26 protein-coding genes are annotated in these 22,376 nt (G+C 36.8%); 2 read left to right on the top strand and 24 right to left on the bottom strand.

From position 1 onward, the window contains the following. Positions 1 to 4: 4 nt before the first annotated feature. The 7 genes from FD31_RS03390 to FD31_RS03360 form a co-directional block, all read right to left on the bottom strand. Positions 5 to 754, bottom strand: a complete 750-nt coding sequence (locus tag FD31_RS03390; protein WP_057891357.1) for an isoprenyl transferase — start codon at positions 752 to 754, stop codon at positions 5 to 7. Then, positions 754 to 1,311: a ribosome recycling factor gene (gene frr, locus FD31_RS03385; protein WP_057891356.1), complete on the bottom strand. Its 558-nt coding sequence runs from the start codon at positions 1,309 to 1,311 to the stop codon at positions 754 to 756. Before frr ends, FD31_RS03390 begins: the two co-directional genes overlap by 1 nt. After that, the gene (gene pyrH, locus FD31_RS03380; protein ID WP_057891355.1) at positions 1,301 to 2,035 is read right to left on the bottom strand and encodes a UMP kinase; all 735 of its coding nucleotides are present in this window, start codon (positions 2,033 to 2,035) and stop codon (positions 1,301 to 1,303) included. Before pyrH ends, frr begins: the two co-directional genes overlap by 11 nt. A gap of 173 nt (positions 2,036 to 2,208) precedes the next feature. Beyond that, entirely contained in the window at positions 2,209 to 3,087 is an 879-nt protein-coding gene (gene tsf / locus FD31_RS03375; protein ID WP_057891354.1) for a translation elongation factor Ts, read from the bottom strand. A gap of 71 nt (positions 3,088 to 3,158) precedes the next feature. Next, the gene (gene rpsB / locus FD31_RS03370) at positions 3,159 to 3,959 is read right to left on the bottom strand and encodes a 30S ribosomal protein S2 (RefSeq protein WP_057891353.1); all 801 of its coding nucleotides are present in this window, start codon (positions 3,957 to 3,959) and stop codon (positions 3,159 to 3,161) included. 124 nt (positions 3,960 to 4,083) lie between these two features. Beyond that, complete coding sequence (locus FD31_RS03365; RefSeq protein WP_057891352.1) at positions 4,084 to 4,368, bottom strand: GIY-YIG nuclease family protein; 285 nt, start codon at positions 4,366 to 4,368, stop codon at positions 4,084 to 4,086. Further along, positions 4,358 to 5,086: a tRNA1(Val) (adenine(37)-N6)-methyltransferase gene (locus FD31_RS03360; RefSeq protein WP_057891351.1), complete on the bottom strand. Its 729-nt coding sequence runs from the start codon at positions 5,084 to 5,086 to the stop codon at positions 4,358 to 4,360. Before FD31_RS03360 ends, FD31_RS03365 begins: the two co-directional genes overlap by 11 nt. Positions 5,087 to 5,148: 62 nt before the next feature. On the opposite strand from FD31_RS03360, the gene FD31_RS03355 reads away from it, so the two are divergent. Continuing rightward, on the top strand, positions 5,149 to 5,775 hold the full coding sequence (locus FD31_RS03355; RefSeq protein ID WP_057891350.1) for a lysophospholipid acyltransferase family protein: 627 nt from the start codon (positions 5,149 to 5,151) through the stop codon (positions 5,773 to 5,775). An 84-nt stretch (positions 5,776 to 5,859) separates the two neighbouring features. On the opposite strand, the gene FD31_RS14315 is transcribed toward FD31_RS03355, so the two are convergent. The 15 genes from FD31_RS14315 to FD31_RS03285 form a co-directional block, all read right to left on the bottom strand. Beyond that, positions 5,860 to 6,147, bottom strand: a complete 288-nt coding sequence (locus FD31_RS14315; protein WP_222592671.1) for a DUF6609 family protein — start codon at positions 6,145 to 6,147, stop codon at positions 5,860 to 5,862. A 19-nt stretch (positions 6,148 to 6,166) separates the two neighbouring features. Then, positions 6,167 to 6,394, bottom strand: coding sequence for a DUF6609 family protein (locus tag FD31_RS14310; protein ID WP_201782108.1), 228 nt, complete (start codon positions 6,392 to 6,394; stop codon positions 6,167 to 6,169). 141 nt (positions 6,395 to 6,535) lie between these two features. Further along, the gene (gene purD / locus FD31_RS03345) at positions 6,536 to 7,792 is read right to left on the bottom strand and encodes a phosphoribosylamine--glycine ligase (RefSeq protein ID WP_057891349.1); all 1,257 of its coding nucleotides are present in this window, start codon (positions 7,790 to 7,792) and stop codon (positions 6,536 to 6,538) included. A gap of 15 nt (positions 7,793 to 7,807) precedes the next feature. Further along, positions 7,808 to 9,349 (bottom strand): bifunctional phosphoribosylaminoimidazolecarboxamide formyltransferase/IMP cyclohydrolase, encoded by a 1,542-nt coding sequence (gene purH, locus FD31_RS03340; RefSeq protein WP_057891348.1) that lies wholly within the window; start codon positions 9,347 to 9,349, stop codon positions 7,808 to 7,810. Then, positions 9,346 to 9,930, bottom strand: a complete 585-nt coding sequence (gene purN / locus FD31_RS03335; protein ID WP_057891347.1) for a phosphoribosylglycinamide formyltransferase — start codon at positions 9,928 to 9,930, stop codon at positions 9,346 to 9,348. Before purN ends, purH begins: the two co-directional genes overlap by 4 nt. Beyond that, a complete protein-coding gene (purM, locus tag FD31_RS03330) occupies positions 9,921 to 10,946 on the bottom strand; it encodes a phosphoribosylformylglycinamidine cyclo-ligase (protein WP_057891346.1) in 1,026 nt (341 codons plus the stop codon). Before purM ends, purN begins: the two co-directional genes overlap by 10 nt. A gap of 11 nt (positions 10,947 to 10,957) precedes the next feature. Beyond that, positions 10,958 to 12,364 (bottom strand): amidophosphoribosyltransferase, encoded by a 1,407-nt coding sequence (purF, locus tag FD31_RS03325; protein WP_057891345.1) that lies wholly within the window; start codon positions 12,362 to 12,364, stop codon positions 10,958 to 10,960. After that, positions 12,349 to 14,559 (bottom strand): phosphoribosylformylglycinamidine synthase subunit PurL, encoded by a 2,211-nt coding sequence (gene purL / locus FD31_RS03320; protein WP_057891344.1) that lies wholly within the window; start codon positions 14,557 to 14,559, stop codon positions 12,349 to 12,351. Before purL ends, purF begins: the two co-directional genes overlap by 16 nt. Next, positions 14,559 to 15,233 (bottom strand): phosphoribosylformylglycinamidine synthase subunit PurQ, encoded by a 675-nt coding sequence (gene purQ, locus FD31_RS03315; protein ID WP_057891343.1) that lies wholly within the window; start codon positions 15,231 to 15,233, stop codon positions 14,559 to 14,561. The genes purL and purQ overlap by 1 nt, the downstream gene beginning before the upstream one ends. Then, positions 15,233 to 15,481 (bottom strand): phosphoribosylformylglycinamidine synthase subunit PurS, encoded by a 249-nt coding sequence (gene purS / locus FD31_RS03310; RefSeq protein ID WP_057891342.1) that lies wholly within the window; start codon positions 15,479 to 15,481, stop codon positions 15,233 to 15,235. Before purS ends, purQ begins: the two co-directional genes overlap by 1 nt. A gap of 9 nt (positions 15,482 to 15,490) precedes the next feature. After that, entirely contained in the window at positions 15,491 to 16,198 is a 708-nt protein-coding gene (gene purC / locus FD31_RS03305) for a phosphoribosylaminoimidazolesuccinocarboxamide synthase (RefSeq protein WP_057891341.1), read from the bottom strand. 3 nt (positions 16,199 to 16,201) lie between these two features. Next, the gene (gene purK, locus FD31_RS03300; protein WP_057891340.1) at positions 16,202 to 17,332 is read right to left on the bottom strand and encodes a 5-(carboxyamino)imidazole ribonucleotide synthase; all 1,131 of its coding nucleotides are present in this window, start codon (positions 17,330 to 17,332) and stop codon (positions 16,202 to 16,204) included. Continuing rightward, positions 17,325 to 17,807: a 5-(carboxyamino)imidazole ribonucleotide mutase gene (gene purE / locus FD31_RS03295; protein ID WP_057891339.1), complete on the bottom strand. Its 483-nt coding sequence runs from the start codon at positions 17,805 to 17,807 to the stop codon at positions 17,325 to 17,327. Before purE ends, purK begins: the two co-directional genes overlap by 8 nt. Before the next feature lie 410 nt (positions 17,808 to 18,217). After that, positions 18,218 to 18,439 (bottom strand): YneF family protein, encoded by a 222-nt coding sequence (locus FD31_RS03290; RefSeq protein ID WP_057891338.1) that lies wholly within the window; start codon positions 18,437 to 18,439, stop codon positions 18,218 to 18,220. Between the two features lie 62 nt (positions 18,440 to 18,501). Continuing rightward, positions 18,502 to 18,744: a DUF896 domain-containing protein gene (locus FD31_RS03285; protein ID WP_057891337.1), complete on the bottom strand. Its 243-nt coding sequence runs from the start codon at positions 18,742 to 18,744 to the stop codon at positions 18,502 to 18,504. Between the two features lie 95 nt (positions 18,745 to 18,839). Between FD31_RS03285 and lexA the strand changes: the two genes are divergently transcribed. Then, entirely contained in the window at positions 18,840 to 19,463 is a 624-nt protein-coding gene (gene lexA, locus FD31_RS03280) for a transcriptional repressor LexA (protein ID WP_057891336.1), read from the top strand. A 320-nt stretch (positions 19,464 to 19,783) separates the two neighbouring features. Here lexA and FD31_RS03270 read toward each other — a convergent pair whose 3' ends face one another. Both FD31_RS03270 and serC read right to left on the bottom strand, forming a co-directional pair. After that, positions 19,784 to 20,953 (bottom strand): phosphoglycerate dehydrogenase, encoded by a 1,170-nt coding sequence (locus FD31_RS03270; protein ID WP_057891334.1) that lies wholly within the window; start codon positions 20,951 to 20,953, stop codon positions 19,784 to 19,786. Further along, positions 20,953 to 22,038: a 3-phosphoserine/phosphohydroxythreonine transaminase gene (gene serC, locus FD31_RS03265; protein WP_057891333.1), complete on the bottom strand. Its 1,086-nt coding sequence runs from the start codon at positions 22,036 to 22,038 to the stop codon at positions 20,953 to 20,955. Before serC ends, FD31_RS03270 begins: the two co-directional genes overlap by 1 nt. Between the last annotated feature and the right edge of the window lie 338 nt (positions 22,039 to 22,376).

The raw sequence follows: 22,376 nt of genomic DNA, 5'->3' as shown, positions 1-22,376 counted from the left end.
CTAACTAAACAGATCCAAAGCGACGATCTCGTCTGTCAAATTCCTTAATATCTTCAACTAAATTATCAACAGTATAGTTGGGCCAGTATGCCTTATCAAAGACCATCTCTGAATAAGCTAATTGCCACAACATAAAATTGGAGATTCTTTCTTCGCCACTAGTTCTGATTAATAAATCAGGATCGGCTAAATCTCCCAATTGATTAGTTAATAAATGGTTTGCAAACATTGCGTCGTCAATTTTATCTGGATCTATTGAACCATTAACGGCATCGATTGCCAAACTTTTGGCAGCATGCACGATTTCAGCACGACCACCATAATTAAAAGCAAAGTTGAGGATCATTCCAGTATTATCCTTTGTGTCCTCAACTGCTTTTAATACTACTTTTCGTGTTCGGTCAGGCAAATGATCCGTAAAACCTGTTACCATTACCTGAATATTTTCTTTAATTAAATCTGGCATAAATGTTCCAAAGAAATCTACCGGCAAGCGCATCAAGAAGTTAACTTCCTTACTTGGCCGACTCCAGTTTTCCGTTGAAAAAGCATAGAGACTTAAAACCTTTACTCCCAAATGACTCGCTGCAGTTGCAATTGTTTTGACATTATTCATGCCCTCTTTATGTCCAGCAATTCTTGGTTGGCCTTTTTCTTTAGCCCAACGACCATTACCATCCATAATAATTGCAATATGTTTAGGAACAGATATTTCAGGATCTAATTGTCTCTTATTATCCTCTGTCATCGAAATTAACCTTCAGTAATTTCCTTTTCTTTATCTGCAGCCAATTTATCCATTTTAGCAATCGCATCGTCAGTTACTTTTTGCACATCTTTTTCAAGTGTGTGGAATTCATCTTCAGTAACATCGTTAGCTTTCAATTGCTTCTTCAAATCATCCATAGCTTCACGACGGACGTTTCTAACGGCAATACGGCCACCTTCGGCCTCTTTACCTACTTGCTTAGCGATTTCTTGTCTACGTTCACCAGTAAGTTGTGGGATAACCAAACGAATAACAGTACCATCGTTAGCTGGGTTCAAGCCAAGGTCTGATGAGTTGATAGCATGTTCAATATCATCAAGTGATGACTTGTCATAAGGTGTGATCAAAAGAACACGTGCTTCAGGAATGTTGATTGAAGCAACTTGGTTCAAAGGAACATCACTACCGTAGTATGAAACTACGACATTACTCAAAATTGAAGCATTAGCTTTACCAGCTCGGATATTAGCTAAATCACGACTTAAAACGTCGATTGATTTATTCATATTTTCTTTTGCTTTTGTAATAGCTTTATTTGTCATCATTACCACCCTTTATAATTGTTCCGATATTTTCACCTTGAACAACCTTCTTGATGTTTTCTGGCTTATTCAAGTTGAATACGATCAATGGAATGTTGTTGTCCATTGACAATGATGATGCAGTTGTATCCATAACGCCAAGATTCTTATTGATAATATCAAGTTGTGTTAATTCTGAATACTTCTTAGCATTTGGATCCTTCTTAGGATCAGCTGAGTAAACACCGTCAACGTTGTTCTTAGCCATAAGAATAACATCAGCTTCAATTTCAGCGGCACGTAAAACAGAAGTTGTGTCAGTTGAGAAGTAAGGATTACCAGTACCACCAGCAAAAATCACAACACGGCCTTTTTCAAGGTGTCTAACAGCCTTTCTTCTGATATATGGTTCAGCAACTTGGCGCATTTCAATTGAAGTTTGCACACGTGTAGGCACACCGATATGTTCTAGTCCATCTTGTAGAGCTAGACCATTCATAACTGTCGCCATCATACCCATGTAATCAGCTTGGGCACGGTCCATTCCCATTTCAGCACCTGTTTCACCACGCCAGATGTTACCACCACCACACACGATGGCTACTTGAACACCTAGATCATGAACACTCTTAATTTGTTCAGCTATCTTTTTGATAACTGGAGGGTTAATTCCAAATCCTTTTTCTCCGGCCAATGCTTCACCAGAAACTTTTAAAATTACTCTTTTATACTTGATATCAGGCATAAGTACTCTCCTTTAATTTTGCTACTAAACATTTTAACATATTCGATACACTAAAATTATCTAAACACTATTTTTAAATAAAATTAGCTAAGATACAACCCTTTATATAAAGAAAAGGTCGTTTAATTCAAAAATGAATTAAGCGACCTTTCTCAAAAATAAATTTTTATTTATTAGTTGTTCATTTGGTTCTTTACTTCTTCAGCGAAATCTTCTTGTTTCTTTTCGATTCCTTCACCGACTTCGTAACGAACGTATGAAACTAGTTTACTGTTCTTTGATTCAACGAATTGTTGAACAGTCATATCTGAATCCTTAACAAATTCTTGGTCAGCCAAACTAATTTCTGACAAGTACTTGTTTACACGGCCTTCAACGATTCTTGGGATGATCTTTTCAGGTTTACCTTCAGCTTTTGTTTCTTCAGTAAAGATAGCCTTTTCATGTTCAAGAACATCAGCAGGAACTTGTTCGCGACTCATGTACTTAGGGTTGATAGCAGCAACGTGCATAGCAACATCCTTAGCAGCATCTTCGTCAGTACCTTCAAGTGTAACAACGGCACCAATTAGGCCACCATTGTGTAGGTATGAACCGAATACTTGTGCATCAGTCTTATCAAGAACTTGGAAACGTCTCAAGCTAATCTTTTCACCGATAACAGCTGTTAAGCCTGTGATAGCGTCGTTAACTGAACCTTCGCCAAGACTTAAAGCTAATGCTTCGTCCATAGTCTTTGGTTCGTTTTCAACGATAGCCTTACCAATTGAGTTAACAAGATTGATAAATTTATCATTTGATGAAACGAAATCAGTTTCTGAGTTAACTTCGATAATAGCAGCTTTGTTACCTGAAATTTCGATATGTGTTAAACCTTCAGCAGCGATGTTTCCACTCTTCTTAGCAGCTTTAGCAATACCCTTTTCACGTAGCAAGTCAACAGCTTTGTCCATGTCACCATCAGCAGAAACCAATGCCTTTTTAGCATCCATCATACCAACGCTTGTCTTATCACGTAATTCTTTAACTTGAGCAGCAGTAATTTTAGCCATTCGTAAATCCTCCAGTCGTATAAATAAAGCCATCTTACACAGATGACTCTATTTTACGGATATTATTTTAATTATTTGTTATTGTTGTTTGTTGCGTTTGCCAAATCTTCGATTGATTTGTCATCAGCAGCGTCTGAATCTTTGTTATCATCTTTCTTGTCAGCGAAGTCTGCATCTGAAACAGCTTCTTCACCTTGCTTACCTTCAACGATAGCGTCAGCCATCTTAGCAGTAATCAATCTTACGGCACGGATAGCATCATCGTTTGAAGGAATGATAACATCGATAGGATCTGGATCTGTGTTTGTATCAACCATAGCTACGATAGGAATGTTAAGCTTCTTAGCTTCGTTAACAGCAATGTTTTCTTTGTGAGGGTCAACAATGAACATAACATCAGGAATTCTTGGCATATCTTCGATACCACCAAGGAATTTTTCAAGCTTAGCTTGTTGCTTTGTAAGTAAAGCAACTTCTTTCTTAGGTAGACGATCAAAAGTACCATCAGTGGCCATAGCCTTGATTTCCTTTAATCTCTTGATACGTTTTTGGATTGTATTCCAGTTAGTCAAAGTACCACCTAACCAACGGTGGTTAACGTAGTATTGGCCTGCACGTGTAGCTTCTTCAGCAACAGCATCTTGGGCTTGCTTCTTTGTACCAACGAATAGGAAAATTCCGTCATCACCGGCAACAGCCTTCATATAGTTGTAGGCATCGTCGATCATGCGTACTGTTTTTTGTAAATCAATGATGTAAATACCATTTCTTTGTGTAAAGATAAATGGCTTCATCTTAGGGTTCCAACGTCTTGTTTGGTGACCAAAATGTACACCGGCTTCAAGCAATTGTTTCATAGAAATAACTGACATAAAATAGTTCCTCCTGGTTTTTACCTCCACTCAAGTCATGTCTGACTGAAACGCATTCGCGCACCATCAATCAAATCGTTGAGTGTGTGTATTCAATACAGGTAAATATTATATGGGAAAACAATCATGAAATCAAGTAGTCTTGCCAATTTATTCCATGACTTTTTAACAAAGTAACTTTTTGTTGACGACTGAGTTTCTTAATCGCAATTTCTCGCTTCAAAGCTTCAGACTTATTGGCAAGTTCTTCGCTATACATCAATTTAACTGGTCGCCTGATTTTCGTATACTTTGCACCCTTACCTGCATTGTGTGTAGCAACTCGTTTTTCAACATTATTGCTAGTACCAGTATAAAAGTTTCGGTCATGGCAGAGCAACATATAAACGTAATATTTTTTATTTTCCATTGATTATTAAACTAGCCTCTTTTGTTAACTGATGTTTCTTATCATAAATCACTAAATCGGGTTCTACACGTAACGAAGCAGCTTTGACTGTTTTGACTACATCAAGCAAAACTAAGTTAGCATCCTTATTTGCCATTGATCTAACAAAACGCATCCGCTTTGGTTGCAATTTTTCCTGAGTCATAATACTAAACAATTCACTGAGACGTTCTGGTCGATAAACAATAAATGCATGCGAATTTTCTTTTAACAGTATTTTAATAGTAGAAAGAATATCGGTAAGATCTGCTTTTAGTTCATGACGAGCTATCGCCAAAACGGGATTTTCTTTGATAGACGTTTTGTCTGATAATTTAAAATATGGTGGATTACAGACAATCGTGTCAATCGTATCATGAGCTAAATATTGTTGAACATTTTTCAAATCATCGTTAATTAAATGAACTTGCTTTTCTAGATGATTATCTAAAATACTCTGCTGTGATAATGTAGCTAACTCTTTTTGGATCTCAACTAAATAAATTTGAGCCCGTGTTTTAGCTGCTAATGATAAACCAATTGCACCATTGCCAGCACATAAATCAACGACTTTGCCTTTTTTTACTGGTTTAGCAAAATTATAGAGTAAAATAGTATCAAGGTTAAATGAATAAAGTTGTTTATCCTGATTAATGATGATTCCACTATTAGAAATAACATCTTGCGAATTAATCGACATATTGCACCTGCTTTATGGTATTTTAAATAAGACAAAATTATTTTTGGGAGAATGATATTTTTATGTTTTATAAAGTTATTCGTGCTTTAGTACGGGGATTAGTCTTTTTATTGAATGGACGATTTGATGTCATCGGTAAAGAAAATCTGCCTGATAAACCATATATTTTGGTTGCCCCTCATCGAACATGGTGGGAACCCATTTTCTTCGCCCTCGTGATTGCACCCCGCGATGCCACTTTTATGGCAAAAAAAGAACTTTTCAAAAATCCAATTTTACGATATATCTTAGTTCACGCCCACGCCTTCCCAGTTGATCGTGCCCATCCAGGACCATCCGCTATCAAGACACCTGTTAAAGCCTTGAAAAAAGAGGGACGCGTTTTAATTATGTTTCCTTCTGGAACACGTTACTCAGAAGAACTTAAAGGTGGTGCTTCTTTAATTGCTAAACTATCAAAAGCTCCATTAGTTCCTTTTGTATACCAAGGACCATTAACTTTCGGTGGTTTAATGATGCATAAGAAAATCACCGTTGGCATTGGACCTGAAATCGACTTTGATTTTAAAGCAAAATTGAATGATGAACAAACAAAACAAGTTAATGATGACATGGAAGAAGCTTGGAAAAAAATCGACAATGAAATTGATCCTAGTTTCGAATATATTCCACCAAAGAAAAAAGATTAATCAACGTCGTTTGTACACTTAGATAAATAATTATATAACAAAATAGCCTCAGATTCCGTTATGGATTCTGAGGCTATTATTTTGCTAAAAATTAATTGGACTAACCTTTAAATAAATTAGGCCAAAAATCATTTTGATGACTCCATCACTTACAAAAATCATATCTAATGGAAAATGAGCTAGTATACCAATCAATCCATTTAAAATCGTGACGATTCCTAAAATTCCGATGATTTTACCATGAACTGGTATAAAAGCGAAAAAATGCAATCCAACTGCGATTAAAACCATTATCCATGTCATGTAAACTGACTGAATGGCATTCAAATACATTAATTTTACAGATAAAAAACTGATTATGATTAATATCATTAAAATAATAATTGACATATTAGCCCAACGTTTTTTGCTTAGTAGTTCCCGGTCCTACACTGAAACGTTTACGTGTTCTCGAGTTTAACTGCCAAAACATCCCTAATGCATAAATTATTTCAAAATATGTTGCATTGGGAGTACCATTTGGCATTTTAACAACTAATGTCATCATGGCAATTCCAACTATCACCAACCAAATCCCAACAATAAATTGTCTGGGATAGGTATATATTTGTTTTTCCATTTAAATCTCCCCGATATTAATAAGTCTAAAATTATACTAATAAACTTTTACTACGACAATAAGTATCTGATTAAACTTAATTAAAATATTGCAACAAAAAAACTAGCAATCTTCTCACAATTACTAGTTTCTTCATTTAATTCAAATCGAATTTTTACCAATATCACGACGGTAAAAAATATTTGTTTGATTTAGTTTACCTAATTCTTGATAGATTTCTGTTTGAGCATCCACTAAACTATTTGCTTGCGTTTGGATTAAATACAAACGACCACCATTACTAATCAAACGATGATTTTCTTTGCGAACACTTGCATAGTTAACTGTTAATGGACAATTTCTAAACTCGTCAGTACTGCCAAGATCACCAGAAATTTGCTTACCGGGATATCCTTGGCTGACGGCAAAGACACCTAAGTTTAGTCCTTCTGTCGACCAGTTTATTTCTGTAACTTTTTTATGATGTAACATTTGATAAATCATTTCTGATAAATCAGATTGCAGGCGTGGTAAAACAACTTCCGTTTCCGGATCACCAAAACGAGCGTTAAACTCAATTACTTTGATGCCACTCTTAGTTAAAATCAATCCGGCATAAATTATCCCCGTATACTTAATGCCTTGATTATATAGTTCTTTGACAAAGGGTTTAATGACCGTCGTAATCGCTTCTTGTTCAATTGCTTCACTGATATTAGCAACTGGACAAACGGCTCCCATACCACCAGTATTTGGTCCCTTATCGTTCTCAAAAATCTTTTTATAATCTTGAGCTAATGGCATTGGATAAAAACGCTTGTGATCTACAAATGCCATCAGTGAGAACTCTTCACCCTCTAAAAATTCTTCAATAACAATTTTACGTGTATTAAATTTGTGTCCTTCTAACAATTCAGTAACTTTAATTAAGGCATCAGATAAATCTGGTGAAATATAAACACCTTTTCCGGCCGCTAAACCATCAGCTTTAATGACGATTGGAAAATTCGCATCATTATTCAAAAAATCTATTGCTACTTGTAAATCAGTAAATTCTTGATAGTCAGCTGTTGGAATATCTGCATCAGCCATTAATTTTTTCGTAAATGATTTTGACCCTTCAACTTGAGCGCCTTCTTTGGTAGGTCCAAAAATCAATAACTTACGGCTCTTGAAAAAATCGACAATCCCATTCACTAATGGTTCTTCAGGTCCAACAATCGTGTAGTCAACATTATTCGTAATTGCAAAGTTTGCTAAATGATCGAATTCATCTTCATTAATCGAAATAGTTTTGATACCATTCAATTTCATTCCATCATTTCCGGGAGCACAAAAGACAACATTATCAGTATTTTTTAACAACGACTGACAAATCGCATCTTCTCTGGCTCCTGAACCAATAACAAGTATTTTCATTAAAAGACCTCTCTTCTAGTGTTTGAAATGTCTTCTGCCAGTGAAGACCATTGCGATACCGTGTTTATCAGCCATATCAATTGAATCTTGATCCTTGATTGAACCACCAGGTTGAACAATTGCAGTGATGCCGTGTTCAGCAGCATATTGAACACAGTCATCCATTGGGAAGAATGCATCCGAGGCCATAATCAATGGAGTATGAGCATCTGCCTGTTCTTCTTGTTCGATAGCAATTTTAACTGAACCAATTCGGTTCATCTGACCAGCACCAATACCAAGTGTCTTATCAGTCGTTGTAATAACAATCGCATTACTCTTCACATGCTTAACAACTTGTTGACCGAATAAGAGAGCCTTCATTTCTTCGTCAGTTGGGGCTTTTTTAGTAACAACTTTAAATTCACTCAATTGATCTACAGTTGTATCACGTTCTTGAACTAACAAGCCACCCATAACTGACACATATTCGTGTTTGTCAGCATCTTTTGCTTTTGAGAAATCAAGTGTCAATAGACGAATATTCTTCTTTGCTTCAAGAATTTCCAAAGCTTCATCAGTAAAACTAGGAGCAATAACAATTTCCAAGAAAATCTTGTGCATTTCTTCAGCAATTTCTTTAGTAACTTCACGGTTCACCGCAACGATACCACCAAAGATTGACATTGTATCGGCTGTATAAGCTTTACGCCATGCTTTGTAGATACATTCATCATCAACACCAACACCACATGGATTCATGTGTTTCAATGCAGCAACACAAGGTTGATCGAAGTCAGCCACAATTCTCAAAGCAGCATCAGAATCTTTGATGTTGTTGAATGAGAGTTCTTTACCATGAAGTTGTTTGGCTGAGGCAATTGAATATTCAGTAGGCATAGCACTCTTATAAAAGGCAGCTTTTTGGTGAGAATTTTCACCGTAACGTAATTCTTGATGATAGTCATAACCAAGTACTTCAACGTCAGGGAATTCATCCCCATTCAAATCAGTTAGATAATGAGCAATGATACTGTCGTATTCAGCAGTATGACGGAATGCTTTAGCAGCTAGGCGACGACGTAAAATCGTATCATCTTCGTCAGATTGAAGACTTTCAAGAACTGTTTCATAATCATTTGCATCAATCACAACGTAAACACTCTTGAAGTTCTTTGAAGCTGAACGAATCATTGAAGGACCACCAATATCAATTTGTTCAATTGCTTCGGCTGGTGTGACATCTTCTTTTGAGATTGTTTCTTTAAATGGATAGAGATTGACACAGACAAGGTCAATTGTTTGAATGTTTAAATCTTCCAAGGTTTTCATGTGTTCTGGATTATCGCGTTTAGCAAGCAATCCGGCATGAACCATTGGATGTAAAGTCTTAACACGACCGTCTAAAATTTCAGGAAATTGGGTTACTTCGTCAATTTCCATAACTTCAACGCCATTTTCTTGTAACTTCTTGTATGTACCACCAGTTGAGATGATTTCAAAACCATTGGCAATTAAACCTTTAGCAAATTCAACGACACCTGTCTTATCAGAAACACTAATCAAAGCTCTTTTCATTTTTTATCTACCCCATTAGTTTTTTTTAGTAAATCAAGAATCACTTGACGATACATTTGATGCTCCGTTTGATGAATCCTTGCTTCCAAACTAGCTTCCGTATCATTCGATAAACGGACAACCTTCTCTTGCTTGATAATGGGACCAGTATCGACCCCTTCATCAATGTAATGAATTGTTACTCCCGTTATAGGATCACCAGCTTCATAAGCTCGTTCAATCGCTTCTAAGCCAGAAAATTTTGGTAATAATGATGGATGAATATTGATGATATGATTCGGATAAGCTGCCAAAAGGACTGGCGTTACTACTCGCATATAACCAGCTAACAAAATATACTCAATTTGAAGTGGCTGAAGTTTCTCAATAATTGCTTGTTCATAGGCACCACGATTAGGATAATCAGTCAGTTGATTAACAAAAACAGGAATATGATATTTTTCAGCTCGTTGAATGACATGAGCATCTTTTTTATCACAAACCAACAATTCGATTTCTAAACCAGCTTGGCGTAATTCATCTGATTTTGCGATGGTTTCAAAATTACTGCCATTGCCGGAAGCAAAAACTGCTACTCGCATAGTTGGTCCCCTTTCAAAATCAAACTATCAGTGGTCTTAGGTACAACTTCACCAATCGTAAAACCAACAGTTTCCTTTTCATTTAATAGCTCAAGAACTTCCAATTCTTTAGAAGCATCGACCGCAATAACCATTCCGATACCCATGTTGAAAATATGGTACATGTCAGCAGTTGCTAACTGCCCATATTTTTGTAAGAGTTCAAAAACTGGTAATTGGGGCCAAATATCAACATTGATTTCCGCTGCTAAATTGTCTGGCAACATTCGTGGTACATTTTCATAAAAACCACCACCAGTAATGTGCGAGATACCTTTGATTAAACGTTCATCGAGTAATGGAACAATATCTTGAATATAAATCTTTGTTGGTGTTAACAATAATTCACCTAATGTTTGATAAGGATATTCTGGCAAGACACTATCAACTGTCAAATCATGTTCTTGGAAGAAAATCTTTCGTACTAATGAATAACCGTTAGAATGAATCCCACTTGATTTCAAACCAATCAAGACATTACCTGCTTGGATATTCTCTTTTCGTAAAAGATCATCCTTTTCACAAATACCAACAGAAAAACCTGCAATATCGTAATCTTTAGCATCGTAAACGCCGGGCATTTCTGCTGTTTCGCCACCAATCAAATTCGCATTGGCTTGATTACAGCCTTCGATGACGCCTTTGAGAATTTCTTCAATTTTGTCATCAACTTTTCCAGTTGACAGATAATCCAAGAAATACTGTGGTGTTGCACCTTGAGCCAAAATATCATTGACACACATAGCGACACAATCAATACCAATGGTGTCCCATTTCTTAGCCTCAGTCGTCAAAAGTAATTTGGTTCCAACACCATCATCACTCGATACTAAAACGGGGTGCTTGTACCCTTCAGGAATTTCGTAAACACCGCCAAAATTGCCGATGTTATTATTGTGGGTATTTTGTTTAACGAATTTAGAAATTTTGTAACCTGACTCGACATCGACGCCAGCATCTTGATAGGGATTAGACATTGAATGCCTCCTTATTTTTTTGACTCATAATCATAAAGATAAGTTGGATAATCACCGTTAAAATACGACATATCCAAACCAGAATACGGTGCATCTGAATCCAATCCAATTGCATCGATCAAACCATCTTCGCTCAGGAACTCCAATGAATCAGAGCCAAACATTTGGTTCATTTCTGGAATTGACTTATGAGCAGCAATCAATTCACTCTTTTCTTGAATATCGATGCCATAAAAACATGGATGCATAAATCTTGGTGAAGCGATTCGTAAATGAACTTCAGTCGCACCTGCATCTTTCAGCAATTGCACGATATAAGCACAGGTAGTTCCGCGAACGATTGAATCATCAACTAAAATGACACGTTTGCCACGAACAACACCTTTTACGGCAGCAAGTTTTTGACGAACACTCTTTTCACGCAATTCTTTAGTAGGTTGAATGAACTCTCGACCCATATACTGGTTTTTGATCAGACCCATTTCGTATGGCAAACCACTTGCTTCAGCGTATCCACTGGCAGCTGACAATGATGAATTGGGAACACCAACAACTATGTCACCAGGAGCTGGATATTCTTTAGCTAAATTGGCCCCCATGCGCTTACGAGCAGAGTGAACATTAACGCCTAAGATATCTGAATCTGGACGAGCAAAGTAGATGAATTCCATTGAACAAATTGCCAATGTCGTATCAGTTGTCCAACGGTCAAGTTTCATACCATCGTTATTGATTGTAATTAATTCACCTGGTTGAACATTGTGAACTAACTTAGCTCCAACAGCGTCTAAGGCACAAGTTTCACTAGCGACGACATAAGCTCCGTTATCTAACTGACCAATTGACAAGGGACGGAAACCATGCGAGTCCAAAGCAACAATCATTTCATCCTTAGTCATTAATAAATACGCAAAACCACCTTGGATTTTATTCAATGCTTCAATCATTTTTTCACGGAAAGTCGGTGCATTAGAAACTTTGATCAAATGAACTAAAACTTCTGAATCGGAACTAGATTTAAAGATGTGACCTTTTTCTTCAAGTTCTTTTTTTAGAGTTATCGCATTCGTCAAATTACCATTGTGTGCTAAGGCGATTTGATTATCGGTAAAGTCGAATAACAAAGGTTGCACATTTTCAATCTTATTTTCGCCTGCTGTTGAATAACGAACGTGTCCGATTGCAGCATCCCCAACTAAAGAGTTTAGATATTCAGGCTTCGAAAAAACTTGTGTCAATAATCCTAGGTTACGGTAAGCACGCAATTTTTGACCGTCATTAGCAACGATTCCGGCACCTTCTTGACCACGATGTTGCAAACTGTGGAGACCTAAGTATGTTAAATAGTTAGCATTTTCAGCACCCCAAACACCAAAGACACCACATTCTTCATTTAAACTTCTTACTTCATTAGGCACGCAATTGCCTCCTTCCAACTTTTAGCAGCAATCTTACCGTCAACGACAACGGAGTCAGTTGCTGTTGTTACTTTATATTCTGGTTCAGTAGTAACTGTTCCGAGATATTCAAAATCGGTTTGGAGCATTTTTTCAAAGTCAGCTTGCTTGTCTGGTGCGATGGATACTAAGAAACGTGATTGTGTTTCCGAGAACATTTGAGCTGTTGTTAGTTTTGTCTTAATGTCAAAACCAAAGTCATTATCAAAAGCTGATTTAGCTAAGGCAATTGATAAACCTCCTTCAGATAAATCGTGACAACTCTTAATTAATTTTTGAGAAATAGCCTGTCTAATTAAATCTTGGTTGAGTTTTTCTTGATCAAGGTCTAAGTCACGTAAGTTACCTTTTAATTGACCCATTTGAGCCATTTGTAACTCTGAACCATTAAAGTCATCTTGTGTTTGACCTACTAGATAAATCAAATCACCGTTATCTTTAAAAGCACTTGTCGTAACATTATCAATATCAGAAATTAAACCGACCATTCCTACCATAGGACTTGGATAAATGGCCACATCGTTGTATTCGTTATAGAGCGAAACGTTACCGGAAATAACTGGTGTATTGATTTTTTCACAAGCACTAGCAATTCCTTCAACACTCTTATCTAATTCCCAGAAAGCTTCTGGATTTTCGGGATTACCGTAGTTCAAGCAATCAGTAATACCGATTGGTTCACCACCACTGGCAACAATATTTCTGGCAGCTTCCATAACAGTAATTTGTCCACCTACATATGGATTCAAATAAACATATTTTGAATTGCTATCGTTTGTCATGGCGATAGCTTTTTTTGTACCACGAATTCTGACAACACCAGCATCACTACCTGGACGAACTACTGTATCAGCGCGAACTTGTGAATCATAAGTTTGATAGAAATGCTTTTTACTAGCAATATTAGGCCGTTGTAACATCTCAATCCATGTTGCTGCTAAATCAGTGATTTCTGGGGCAAAATGATAATCTTGTTCATCAATCATCCGTTGTGGTTGCACTTCTTCACGGTCATATTCAGGAACATCTTCGGTCAAACTATCTACTGGAATATCTGTCACTAATTGATCCAGATGATAAATCTTATATTGCTTATCGTTTGTTACTTGGCCGATAACTACTGCATCAAGTTCATAGTTTTCAAAGAAAGCTAAAACATCTTCGACAAATTCCGGTTTAACACAGAGGACCATTCGTTCTTGTGATTCAGAAAGCATCATTTCGTAAGCTGACATTTCTGTTTCACGTTGTGGCACTTTATCAAGATTCAAAATCAGACCAGAACCGGCCTTTGAAGCCATTTCAGCTGTCGAAGAAACTAATCCAGCAGCACCCATGTCTTGAATACCTAAAATCCATTCGGAGTGTTTTTCAATAATTTCAACACAGGCATCCATCAATAATTTTTCAATAAAGGGATTACCAACTTGGACAGCTGATCTTTGCTTGTTCTTAGTGTCAGTGAATTCATCTGAAGCAAATGTAGCCCCGTGAATTCCGTCACGACCGGTTTTAGCACCAACGTAAACAATCAGGTTCTTATCACCACTAGCTGTTCCGTGTTTGAAATCAGTACTATTAAGCAGACCAACACACATTGCGTTAACTAGTGGATTATGTTCGTAACAATCTTCAAAGGCAATTTCGCCACCAACAGTTGGTAAACCAATACAGTTACCATAACCACCAATACCAGCAACGACTTCGTTAACTAAGTGCTTCGTTTGACCATCTTTGAGTGGACCAAACTTCAAACTGTTCATGACTGCGATTGGTTGAGCACCCATGGAGAAAATGTCACGGATAATTCCACCAACACCAGTTGCAGCACCTTGATAAGGTTCAACAGCTGATGGATGATTATGACTTTCAGCTTTGAAAACAACCGCTTGATTATCACCAATATCTAAAATACCTGCATCCTCACCGGGACCTGCGATAACTCGGTCACTCTTATTAGGCATTTTACGAAGTACTTTTTTAGAGTTTTTATATGAACAATGTTCGCTCCACATTACTGAATAAAGTCCTGTTTCAGTATAGTTAGGCAAGCGTTTAAGGATTTTGGCACTGATCAATTCATATTCCCAATCAGTCAAACCCCATTGTTGATATAACTTTTCATCTTTAATTTGTTTTGCCGTTGGCTCAGTCATTAATTATTCACCCTTACCTGATAATTGATTATTGATTGGAACAACTTTAGTCCATCATCAGAACCTAAGATTTCCTCAATTGCACGTTCTGGATGGGGCATCATACCTAAAACATTCTTTTGTTGATTCATTACACCAGCAATATGTTCCACACTACCGTTAACGTTCTCACAATATTGGAAAGCAATTTGGTTGTTAGCTTGTAACTCTTTTAAAGTTGTTTCATCACAGTAATAACGGCCTTCACCATGCGCAATTGGAACATTGATAACTTCATTGGCCTGATACTCACTCGTAAAGGCTGTCTCATTATTAACTACCTTTAATGCAACTGTTTCACAGATAAAGCGACCTTTTTCATTCTTGATCAAGGCCCCTGGCAATAAACCTAATTCAGTGAGGATTTGGAAACCATTACAGATTCCGAGAACAATCTTGCCTTCATTCGCAAAACGGATAATCTCTTTAACAATTGGTGCTTGAGAAGCGATGGCTCCACTTCGTAAATAATCACCATATGAGAAACCACCAGGAATTAAGACTCCGTCAAAACCAGCTAAACTCTCTGATCGATAATCAACGAGTTCAACTGGTTGTTTGATTCCATCACGAATGGCGTAATACAAATCCATATCGCAATTTGAACCAGGAAAGTTAATTACGGCAAATTTCATTATTCAGCCTCCAGAATTTCGTAACGATAGGTTTCAATATTGGGATTGGCTAAAAGATCATCACAGATTGCATCAACGTCTTTTTCTAAATCAGCATAATCATCAGCAAAATTTAATTCGAAATATTTTCCCATATGAACATCAGCAACTTGGCTGTATCCCATTGAATGGATAGCTGATTTAATTGCTTCACCTTGGGCATCAAGGACGGATTTTTTTAGAGTGACATAAACTTTAACTAATTTCATAATTCTCTCCTATTTGTCTTGTAGTCGTTGTAAGACTGTTTGATAAGTTTTAACTAAATCGCCTTCGTGTTTACGGAAAACATCTTTATCCATTGAGTGTTGATCACTCTTATTCCAAAGACGGCAATTATCTGGTGAAAATTCATCAACTAGGATAATTCCACCGTCATATTTGCCAAATTCCAATTTGAAATCGACTAAATCAAAGTCTGCTTGGTCAAAGAATGGAATCAACAACTGATTGATGGCCAAAGCCTGTTCCTTGATATATTCAATTTCTGTTTTATCAGCAATTTTTAAAGCATGAATTTGTGATTCGTTGATAACAGGATCATCCAAAGCATCACTCTTGTAATAAAATTCAATAATTGGATCAGTCAGTCTCTGACCTTCCTCAATTCCAAACTTACGCACTAGTGAACCAGACGTAATATTTCTTAAAACGACTTCTAATGGAAATACTTGAGTTTTTTTAACCAATTGCTCATGGTCAGATAAATTTTTCACCAAATGTGTTTTGATGCCGTTCTCAATCAAGTAATTAAAAACGATTTGTGAAATTTGACAATCAAGGACACCTTTTCCTGGTAGAATTTCTTTTTTCTTACCATTTAAAGCAGTCGCTTGATCTTTATAAACAATCAAAACCTCATCGTCATTGTCAGCTTGATAAACATTCTTAGCCTTACCGGTATAAAGCAACTTATCTTCTGTCATGATTTACACATCCCAAATTGAATTATTTTCGATAGCTTGTTTTGTAGAATCTAAATCAGAACTCAAAATCGTAATATGACCCATCTTACGGTTTTCTTTAATAGCTTCTTTACCGTAATCGTGGAAATGCCATTCTGGATGATTAACTAATTCTGCTTTAGCATTTTCCAAATGTTGACCTAGTAAATTAACCATCGCTGCTGGCTGTAATAGTTCAACCTTTGGCATTGCCAAATTGCAGACACCACGAATATGGGCATCAAACTGAGAAATGTTACAAGCCTCAATCGTCAGGTGTCCAGAGTTATGTGGGCGGGGTGCAATTTCGTTCACATAAACCTCGTCATTACTAGATACGAAAAATTCGATACACATTGTTCCAACTAGCTCAAGTTTTTTTGCTAAACCTTCACCAACTTGATAAATATGTTGTTCGGTAGCTGAACTAATTACCGCTGGACAAGTGCTAAGGTGCAAAATATTGTGTCGATGAACATTTTCAATAACTGGAAAAATTGATGTTTCACCTCGTAAATTGGCTGCAACCACGACCGAAACTTCTTTTTTCAAATCAATTTTCTTTTCTAACATACAAGGACCTTGCATCAACAGCTCTTCGATGTCGGCGTAACAAACTTTTTCGGGATCTTCAATCAAAATTTGACCTTTACCATCGTATCCACCACGAATCGTCTTCAATATCACTGGTGTTCCTAATTTCTCAACGCCACGATGATATTCAAAAATGTTTTTAATGACGACATGTGGAACAACGTTAAATCCACTAGCTTCGATGAATTCTTTTTCAGAAACTCGATTTTGTGTCACACTTAAGGCTTTAGTGCCTTGGGGAACTTGTGTGTATTTTTTAACTTCATTAATGGCAGTAGCGTCAACATTTTCAAACTCGTAAGTTAACACATCACACGCTTGAGCTAATTCAATCAATTTAGCTAAATCGTCGTATTCGGCAACAATTTGACCATCTGAGACTTGAGCGGCTGGACAATTAACTTGTGGGTCCAAAATAATAACTTTATAACCCATTTCTTTGGCTGAAAATGACATCATCTGGCCTAATTGACCACCACCGATAATGCCGATTGTTGTTCCTGGTAATAACGTATTATCCAAGGTTTTCCCCACTTTCGATTGATTTATCATGCATTGCTTGAACGTATTCAGATAAATTTTTTTGATAAGTTTGATTATTTAAAGCACAGATCTTAGTGGCTAAAATGGCCGCATTCTTGGCACCAGCTTCTCCGATTGAAACGGTTGCTACAGGAACCCCTGCGGGCATTTGAACGATTGACAAGAGTGAGTCCATTCCTTTAAGGTACTTGGAAGGAACCGGTACCCCAATGACAGGCAAGCTAGTTGAAGAAGCAATCATTCCTGGTAAGTGAGCCGCACCTCCAGCTCCAGCTATGATAACCTGATAATTTTCATGAGCATGATTGGCAAAATCCAACATCTCATGTGGCATCCGATGTGCCGAAATTACTTTTGCTTCAAAACTAACTCCTAGTTCCGTCAAAACATCGAGCGTGTTTTGCATGATCTTCAAGTCAGATATTGATCCCATAACTATTGCTACGTCGTGCATTTCTTTTTCCACCTTTCTTGCTTTGGTATCCAAAGTTTATCAGGGATTGAAAATTCTTTCAATGCTAAATACGCATTTTAATCATTTATTTTTGTCTATTGTTCGTATTTAACGTTTACATTTTGTATTTAATAATTATAAAAATATTAATAGTTCGTGTTTAAATGAGCATTTGTTTTTAAAGATAAAAAATAAGATGTCATCACATAACTATTTTTGTCTTAAACATGCAGCATAAACGTGCAACAAAACATAGCTTTTTCCGCTCAAAACAAATAGGACAAGTAATCCAAAAATCGGATTACTTGTCCTATTTGTCTTAATACTCGAAAGCTGACCATGTTTTGTCACACTCTAAAAAAAATAAGCGATACGCATATAAAAATATGCATATCACTTACTGGACCTGACTATTTGTTATTCTTTTGTGAATTCTTCATAGTATTCATTAATTGATTAAGCTTCTTTTGTGAAGGCTTTTGGCCCATTTGTGCCATCATTTGTCTGATCATATCAGCACTGATTGGTGGATTGTCTTGGAAGTATTTCTTCATGTACCATCTGGCAGCGAAGAAACCACCGACTAAACCAACCAACAAAGCTATAACACCAACGACGATTGTTGTACCCATTTATGTTCTCACCCTTTCCATATACCTATTAATATTACAAAAAAAGTTAGCTAATTGAAAGTCTAATCGTCACGTAATCCTTTTTTCCGTTGAATTTCTCGAACTTTTTCAGGTGTGACTTCTTTTCCATCTTTATCATAGACCTGCATCATCTCTACTTGAGACCTAAATGCAGCACGGAAGTTCTTCAAGTATTCCTTACGTAATTGAGCTTGTTGATCTTCCTCTTCTTTAGTAATAGTACCAGCTTTAGCCTTGTGGGCTAATTCATTAATTTTTTTGAGCAATTCATCTTGTTCGTTCATAATTTCAATTCCCCTCGATACAATCGAACACTTGTTTGAAGTTGTATTCAAATTTTGATACAATCTATTTAAGATATTAACAATGAGGTGTTCTAATGTCAAAAGCTGAAGGCTCTAAACAGTCACAAATTTTACAATGCATTTATGATTATTTAGATGAACATGGATATCCGCCAACTGTTAGAGAAATCTGCGAAGCTGTAGATCTATCTTCAACATCAACGGTCCATGGTCACCTATCTCGTCTTGAGAAAAAAGGATTTATCCAACGTGACCCAACTAAACCCCGTGCTATCGAACTTACGGGTGCTGGTTTGAATTCAATTGGTATCAAATCCAAACAAATTCCAATTCTTGGTGCAGTTGCCGCTGGTCAACCAATCACGGCCGAAAGAAATCCAGATGGATACTTCCCTATCCCACCAGACCTTACTCGAGAATCTGGCGAATTATTCATGTTGGAAATTCACGGTGAAAGTATGATCAACGCCGGAATCTTCGATGGCGACCATGTTATTGTACATGAACAAAATTTTGCCAATAACGGTGAAATTATTATTGCGATGACTGAAGATATTGAATCAACATGTAAGAGATTCTATCAAGAAAACGGACATTACCGCCTACAACCAGAAAATGATACAATGGATCCAATCATTTTAGACAACGTCGAAATCCTTGGTAAAGTTGTGGGATTATATCGTTCACAAATATTTTAAATTATTGACCATGCGTGAAAAAAACGTATGGTTTTTTTGTTGGCCACCTCCAGGAACGTGGAGAAACTGACCTGCTGTGAGGACCGGTGCAAGCCAAGGCCTTGCGCCTCGATTTTGAGCTTCGCAAAAAACGCGAATCTCAAAATACGTCCTGTGCTGTAAGAACGACAAAAACAGCCGTCCTAACACCACTGCCACTGCTGGTCTGTTTCTCCACGTTCCTTCCGGCTAGTTTATTCGTTAATGTTTAATATTACCCTTTAAAAAATCACGGACAAGATTATCCAATACAAATATAAAAGAATATTTACAATATCTTTCTATTTATGCTTAATAACCCGAACCCGATACACTTCTTTAATCGATTCTAACGTTGCTATTAAAGCACTTTGGTTATCTTCTTGCAAACCGTCAACATCAATTATTGTGTAGGCTACTTTTTCTTTGGCTGCATTTGACATATTTTCGATATTAATACCACGTGTGGCAATTTGTGTACTGATTTGTCCAACCATATTAGGTACATTTTGATGAATCACTGTCACTCGATAAGTTGTTTCAAACGGAACTTGCATATTTGGTAAGTTGACACAATTGGTTGTATCGCCATTTTCCAGATAATCCATTACGGTGTTAGCTCCTTGTACGGCTCCGTTTGATTCTGCTTCTATGGTTGAACCTCCGATATGTGGTGTGATAGTAATATTTGGTTGATCCGCGATTATGGGTTCTCCAAAATCTGTACAGTAATGGCTGATTTTTTGACTGCGCATTGCTTTAACTACCGATTGATTATCAACGATACCGATTCTTGAATAATTAAATAAAACTACGCCATCTTTCATTTCTGAAATTTCTTTGGTGGCTAATAAACCAATGGTCTCGTTATTCTTTGGTACATGGACGGTAACAAAATCAGCACCTTTAACCGCTTTTTTGATTGAATCAACTCGCTTAACACGATTATTGATTCTCCAAGCAGCATTGGCTGATAAATATGGGTCATAACCGATAACTTTCATACCTAAGGCTAAGGCGGCATTGGCAACGAGTGAACCGACATTTCCTAGTCCAATCACGGCAATACGTTTTCCGGCTAATTCGGTTCCATTAAACTTTGTTTTATCCTTTTCCGTTCGTTGGGAAACGTCAGCTTCAGTATGTTCATCTGAATAATCATGCGCTGCAAATAAATTTCTGGCAGTAGCAATCATTAAGGAAATCACCAGCTCTTTGACGGCATTTGCGTTACTCCCCGGTGTATTAAAAACAGCAATACCTTGTTCCGTTGCCCGACCTAATGGCACATTATTGACACCTGCTCCGGCACGGACAATTGTTTTAAGGCTTTCGGGAAAATCAGCTTTTAATAAATTAACCGATCTTATCAAATATGCATCAGGTTCATCTGTTTGATTGATTGTAAAATCATCGGTAAAAGTATCCAATCCGACTTGAGCGATTGCGTTAAAAGTTTTTACTGCGTACATTAGTGTTTCCCCCTGTAATCTTTTTCAAATTTAGTTAGAAAATCAACCAATCTTTCAACTCCAACATAAGGCATTGCATTATACAAACTAGCTCGCATACCACCTACTGAACGGTGTCCTTTGATGTTGACTAATCCATTTTCGGCTGCTTGTGCAACGACCTGTTGATCAATTTCAGGATTGCCTGTAACAAACACGACATTAGTCAATGAGCGGTCGGCTTTAACGACTGGTGCGGTAAATAAGGTTGAATTATCCAAAAAATCATATAATAAAGCTGATTTTTGGCGATTACGACGTTCCATTTCAGCAATTCCACCTTGATTCTTCAACCACTGTAAAACTAATCCTGCTGCATAAATAGCAAAAACTGGTGGTGTGTTAAACATTGAGTCTTTTTTAGCAAACAGTTGATAATCGACCATGCTTGGTAAATTTTGTGCTTGACCAATCAAATCATCTCGGACGATAACCACCGTTAAGCCAGCAATACCAAGGTTCTTTTGAGCGCCAGCCATAATAGCTCCAAATTTTTTCACATCGTATTGTTGCCCCATAAAATTAGATGACATATCGCCGACTAATTCTGTGGTTCCAGTTACTGGCAAATCACTATATGCCGTACCTTCAATTGTATTATTCGTTGTAATGTGCAAATAATCGTAAGTATCGGCTGGCAAATTAGTTAACGTGGGTAATTTAGTATAATGGTCAGCTTTAGTAGAATCCAAAACATCAACTTCAACACCAACTCTTTTTGCTTCGTCCCCTGCCCTATCAGCCCAATGACCACTATCTAACAAGGCAATCTTATGATATTTAGTAGCTAAATTAAGTGGTGCGGCTGTGAATTGTAATGTACAGCCACCTTGGAAAAAGAGTACTTGATAATTATCAGGAATCTTCAATAAATCACGCATATCTTGTTGAGCTTTCTGGAAAACATCGTCAAAAAGAGCGGAACGATGGGAAATTTCCATAATGCTCATACCTGAATCCTTATATGAAGGTAAATCAGCTTTAATTTGTTGGATCACTTCAGCTGGCATTGTTGCTGGACCAGCCGCAAAATTATAAATTGTCATAGTTTTTCCACTCCTGAATTAAATTTTGGATAAAAAAATCCTCACAGAATAATTTCTGTGAGGAGTCGTGTTTACTTAAGAATTCATCAACCTCACAGATGTAAAAATGTCTTTACATACATGAGGGTTTACTAATTAGTTAATAAGCCTACATGTATAGTATGTAGACTTGGAGGAGACTGTTTGAATATTAAAATTTAAGTTTTTCATATTAAAATACCTCCAATTAACTTAAAAATACTTTAACATTTTTATTGTGATTGTCAACCATTTTTTACTAACTACAACATAATCATAATATAAGGTATTGATTGTAATGCACACATAATTTATGTAAC

The organism is Companilactobacillus nantensis DSM 16982 (genome assembly GCF_001435815.1).
GTDB lineage: Bacteria > Bacillota > Bacilli > Lactobacillales > Lactobacillaceae > Companilactobacillus > Companilactobacillus nantensis.
The sequence above is the reverse complement of the archived record's forward strand: the minus strand, read 5'-3'. Positions and strand labels throughout refer to the sequence as shown.

Bases quoted from the DNA above. Each gene is read 5' to 3' on its own strand.
- frr (WP_057891356.1), bottom strand. From the start codon at position 1,311: ATGACAAATAAAGCTATTACAAAAGCAAAAGAAAATATGAATAAATCA.
- pyrH (WP_057891355.1), bottom strand. From the start codon at position 2,035: ATGCCTGATATCAAGTATAAAAGAGTAATTTTAAAAGTTTCTGGTGAA.
- tsf (WP_057891354.1), bottom strand. From the start codon at position 3,087: ATGGCTAAAATTACTGCTGCTCAAGTTAAAGAATTACGTGATAAGACA.
- rpsB (WP_057891353.1), bottom strand. From the start codon at position 3,959: ATGTCAGTTATTTCTATGAAACAATTGCTTGAAGCCGGTGTACATTTT.
- FD31_RS03365 (WP_057891352.1), bottom strand. From the start codon at position 4,368: ATGGAAAATAAAAAATATTACGTTTATATGTTGCTCTGCCATGACCGA.
- FD31_RS03360 (WP_057891351.1), bottom strand. From the start codon at position 5,086: ATGTCGATTAATTCGCAAGATGTTATTTCTAATAGTGGAATCATCATT.
- FD31_RS03355 (WP_057891350.1), top strand. From the start codon at position 5,149: ATGTTTTATAAAGTTATTCGTGCTTTAGTACGGGGATTAGTCTTTTTA.
- FD31_RS14315 (WP_222592671.1), bottom strand. From the start codon at position 6,147: ATGATATTAATCATAATCAGTTTTTTATCTGTAAAATTAATGTATTTG.
- FD31_RS14310 (WP_201782108.1), bottom strand. From the start codon at position 6,394: ATGGAAAAACAAATATATACCTATCCCAGACAATTTATTGTTGGGATT.
- purD (WP_057891349.1), bottom strand. From the start codon at position 7,792: ATGAAAATACTTGTTATTGGTTCAGGAGCCAGAGAAGATGCGATTTGT.
- purH (WP_057891348.1), bottom strand. From the start codon at position 9,349: ATGAAAAGAGCTTTGATTAGTGTTTCTGATAAGACAGGTGTCGTTGAA.
- purN (WP_057891347.1), bottom strand. From the start codon at position 9,930: ATGCGAGTAGCAGTTTTTGCTTCCGGCAATGGCAGTAATTTTGAAACC.
- purM (WP_057891346.1), bottom strand. From the start codon at position 10,946: ATGTCTAATCCCTATCAAGATGCTGGCGTCGATGTCGAGTCAGGTTAC.
- purL (WP_057891344.1), bottom strand. From the start codon at position 14,559: ATGACTGAGCCAACGGCAAAACAAATTAAAGATGAAAAGTTATATCAA.
- purQ (WP_057891343.1), bottom strand. From the start codon at position 15,233: ATGAAATTTGCCGTAATTAACTTTCCTGGTTCAAATTGCGATATGGAT.
- purS (WP_057891342.1), bottom strand. From the start codon at position 15,481: ATGAAATTAGTTAAAGTTTATGTCACTCTAAAAAAATCCGTCCTTGAT.
- purC (WP_057891341.1), bottom strand. From the start codon at position 16,198: ATGACAGAAGATAAGTTGCTTTATACCGGTAAGGCTAAGAATGTTTAT.
- purE (WP_057891339.1), bottom strand. From the start codon at position 17,807: ATGCACGACGTAGCAATAGTTATGGGATCAATATCTGACTTGAAGATC.
- FD31_RS03290 (WP_057891338.1), bottom strand. From the start codon at position 18,439: ATGGGTACAACAATCGTCGTTGGTGTTATAGCTTTGTTGGTTGGTTTA.
- FD31_RS03285 (WP_057891337.1), bottom strand. From the start codon at position 18,744: ATGAACGAACAAGATGAATTGCTCAAAAAAATTAATGAATTAGCCCAC.
- lexA (WP_057891336.1), top strand. From the start codon at position 18,840: ATGTCAAAAGCTGAAGGCTCTAAACAGTCACAAATTTTACAATGCATT.
- FD31_RS03270 (WP_057891334.1), bottom strand. From the start codon at position 20,953: ATGTACGCAGTAAAAACTTTTAACGCAATCGCTCAAGTCGGATTGGAT.
- serC (WP_057891333.1), bottom strand. From the start codon at position 22,038: ATGACAATTTATAATTTTGCGGCTGGTCCAGCAACAATGCCAGCTGAA.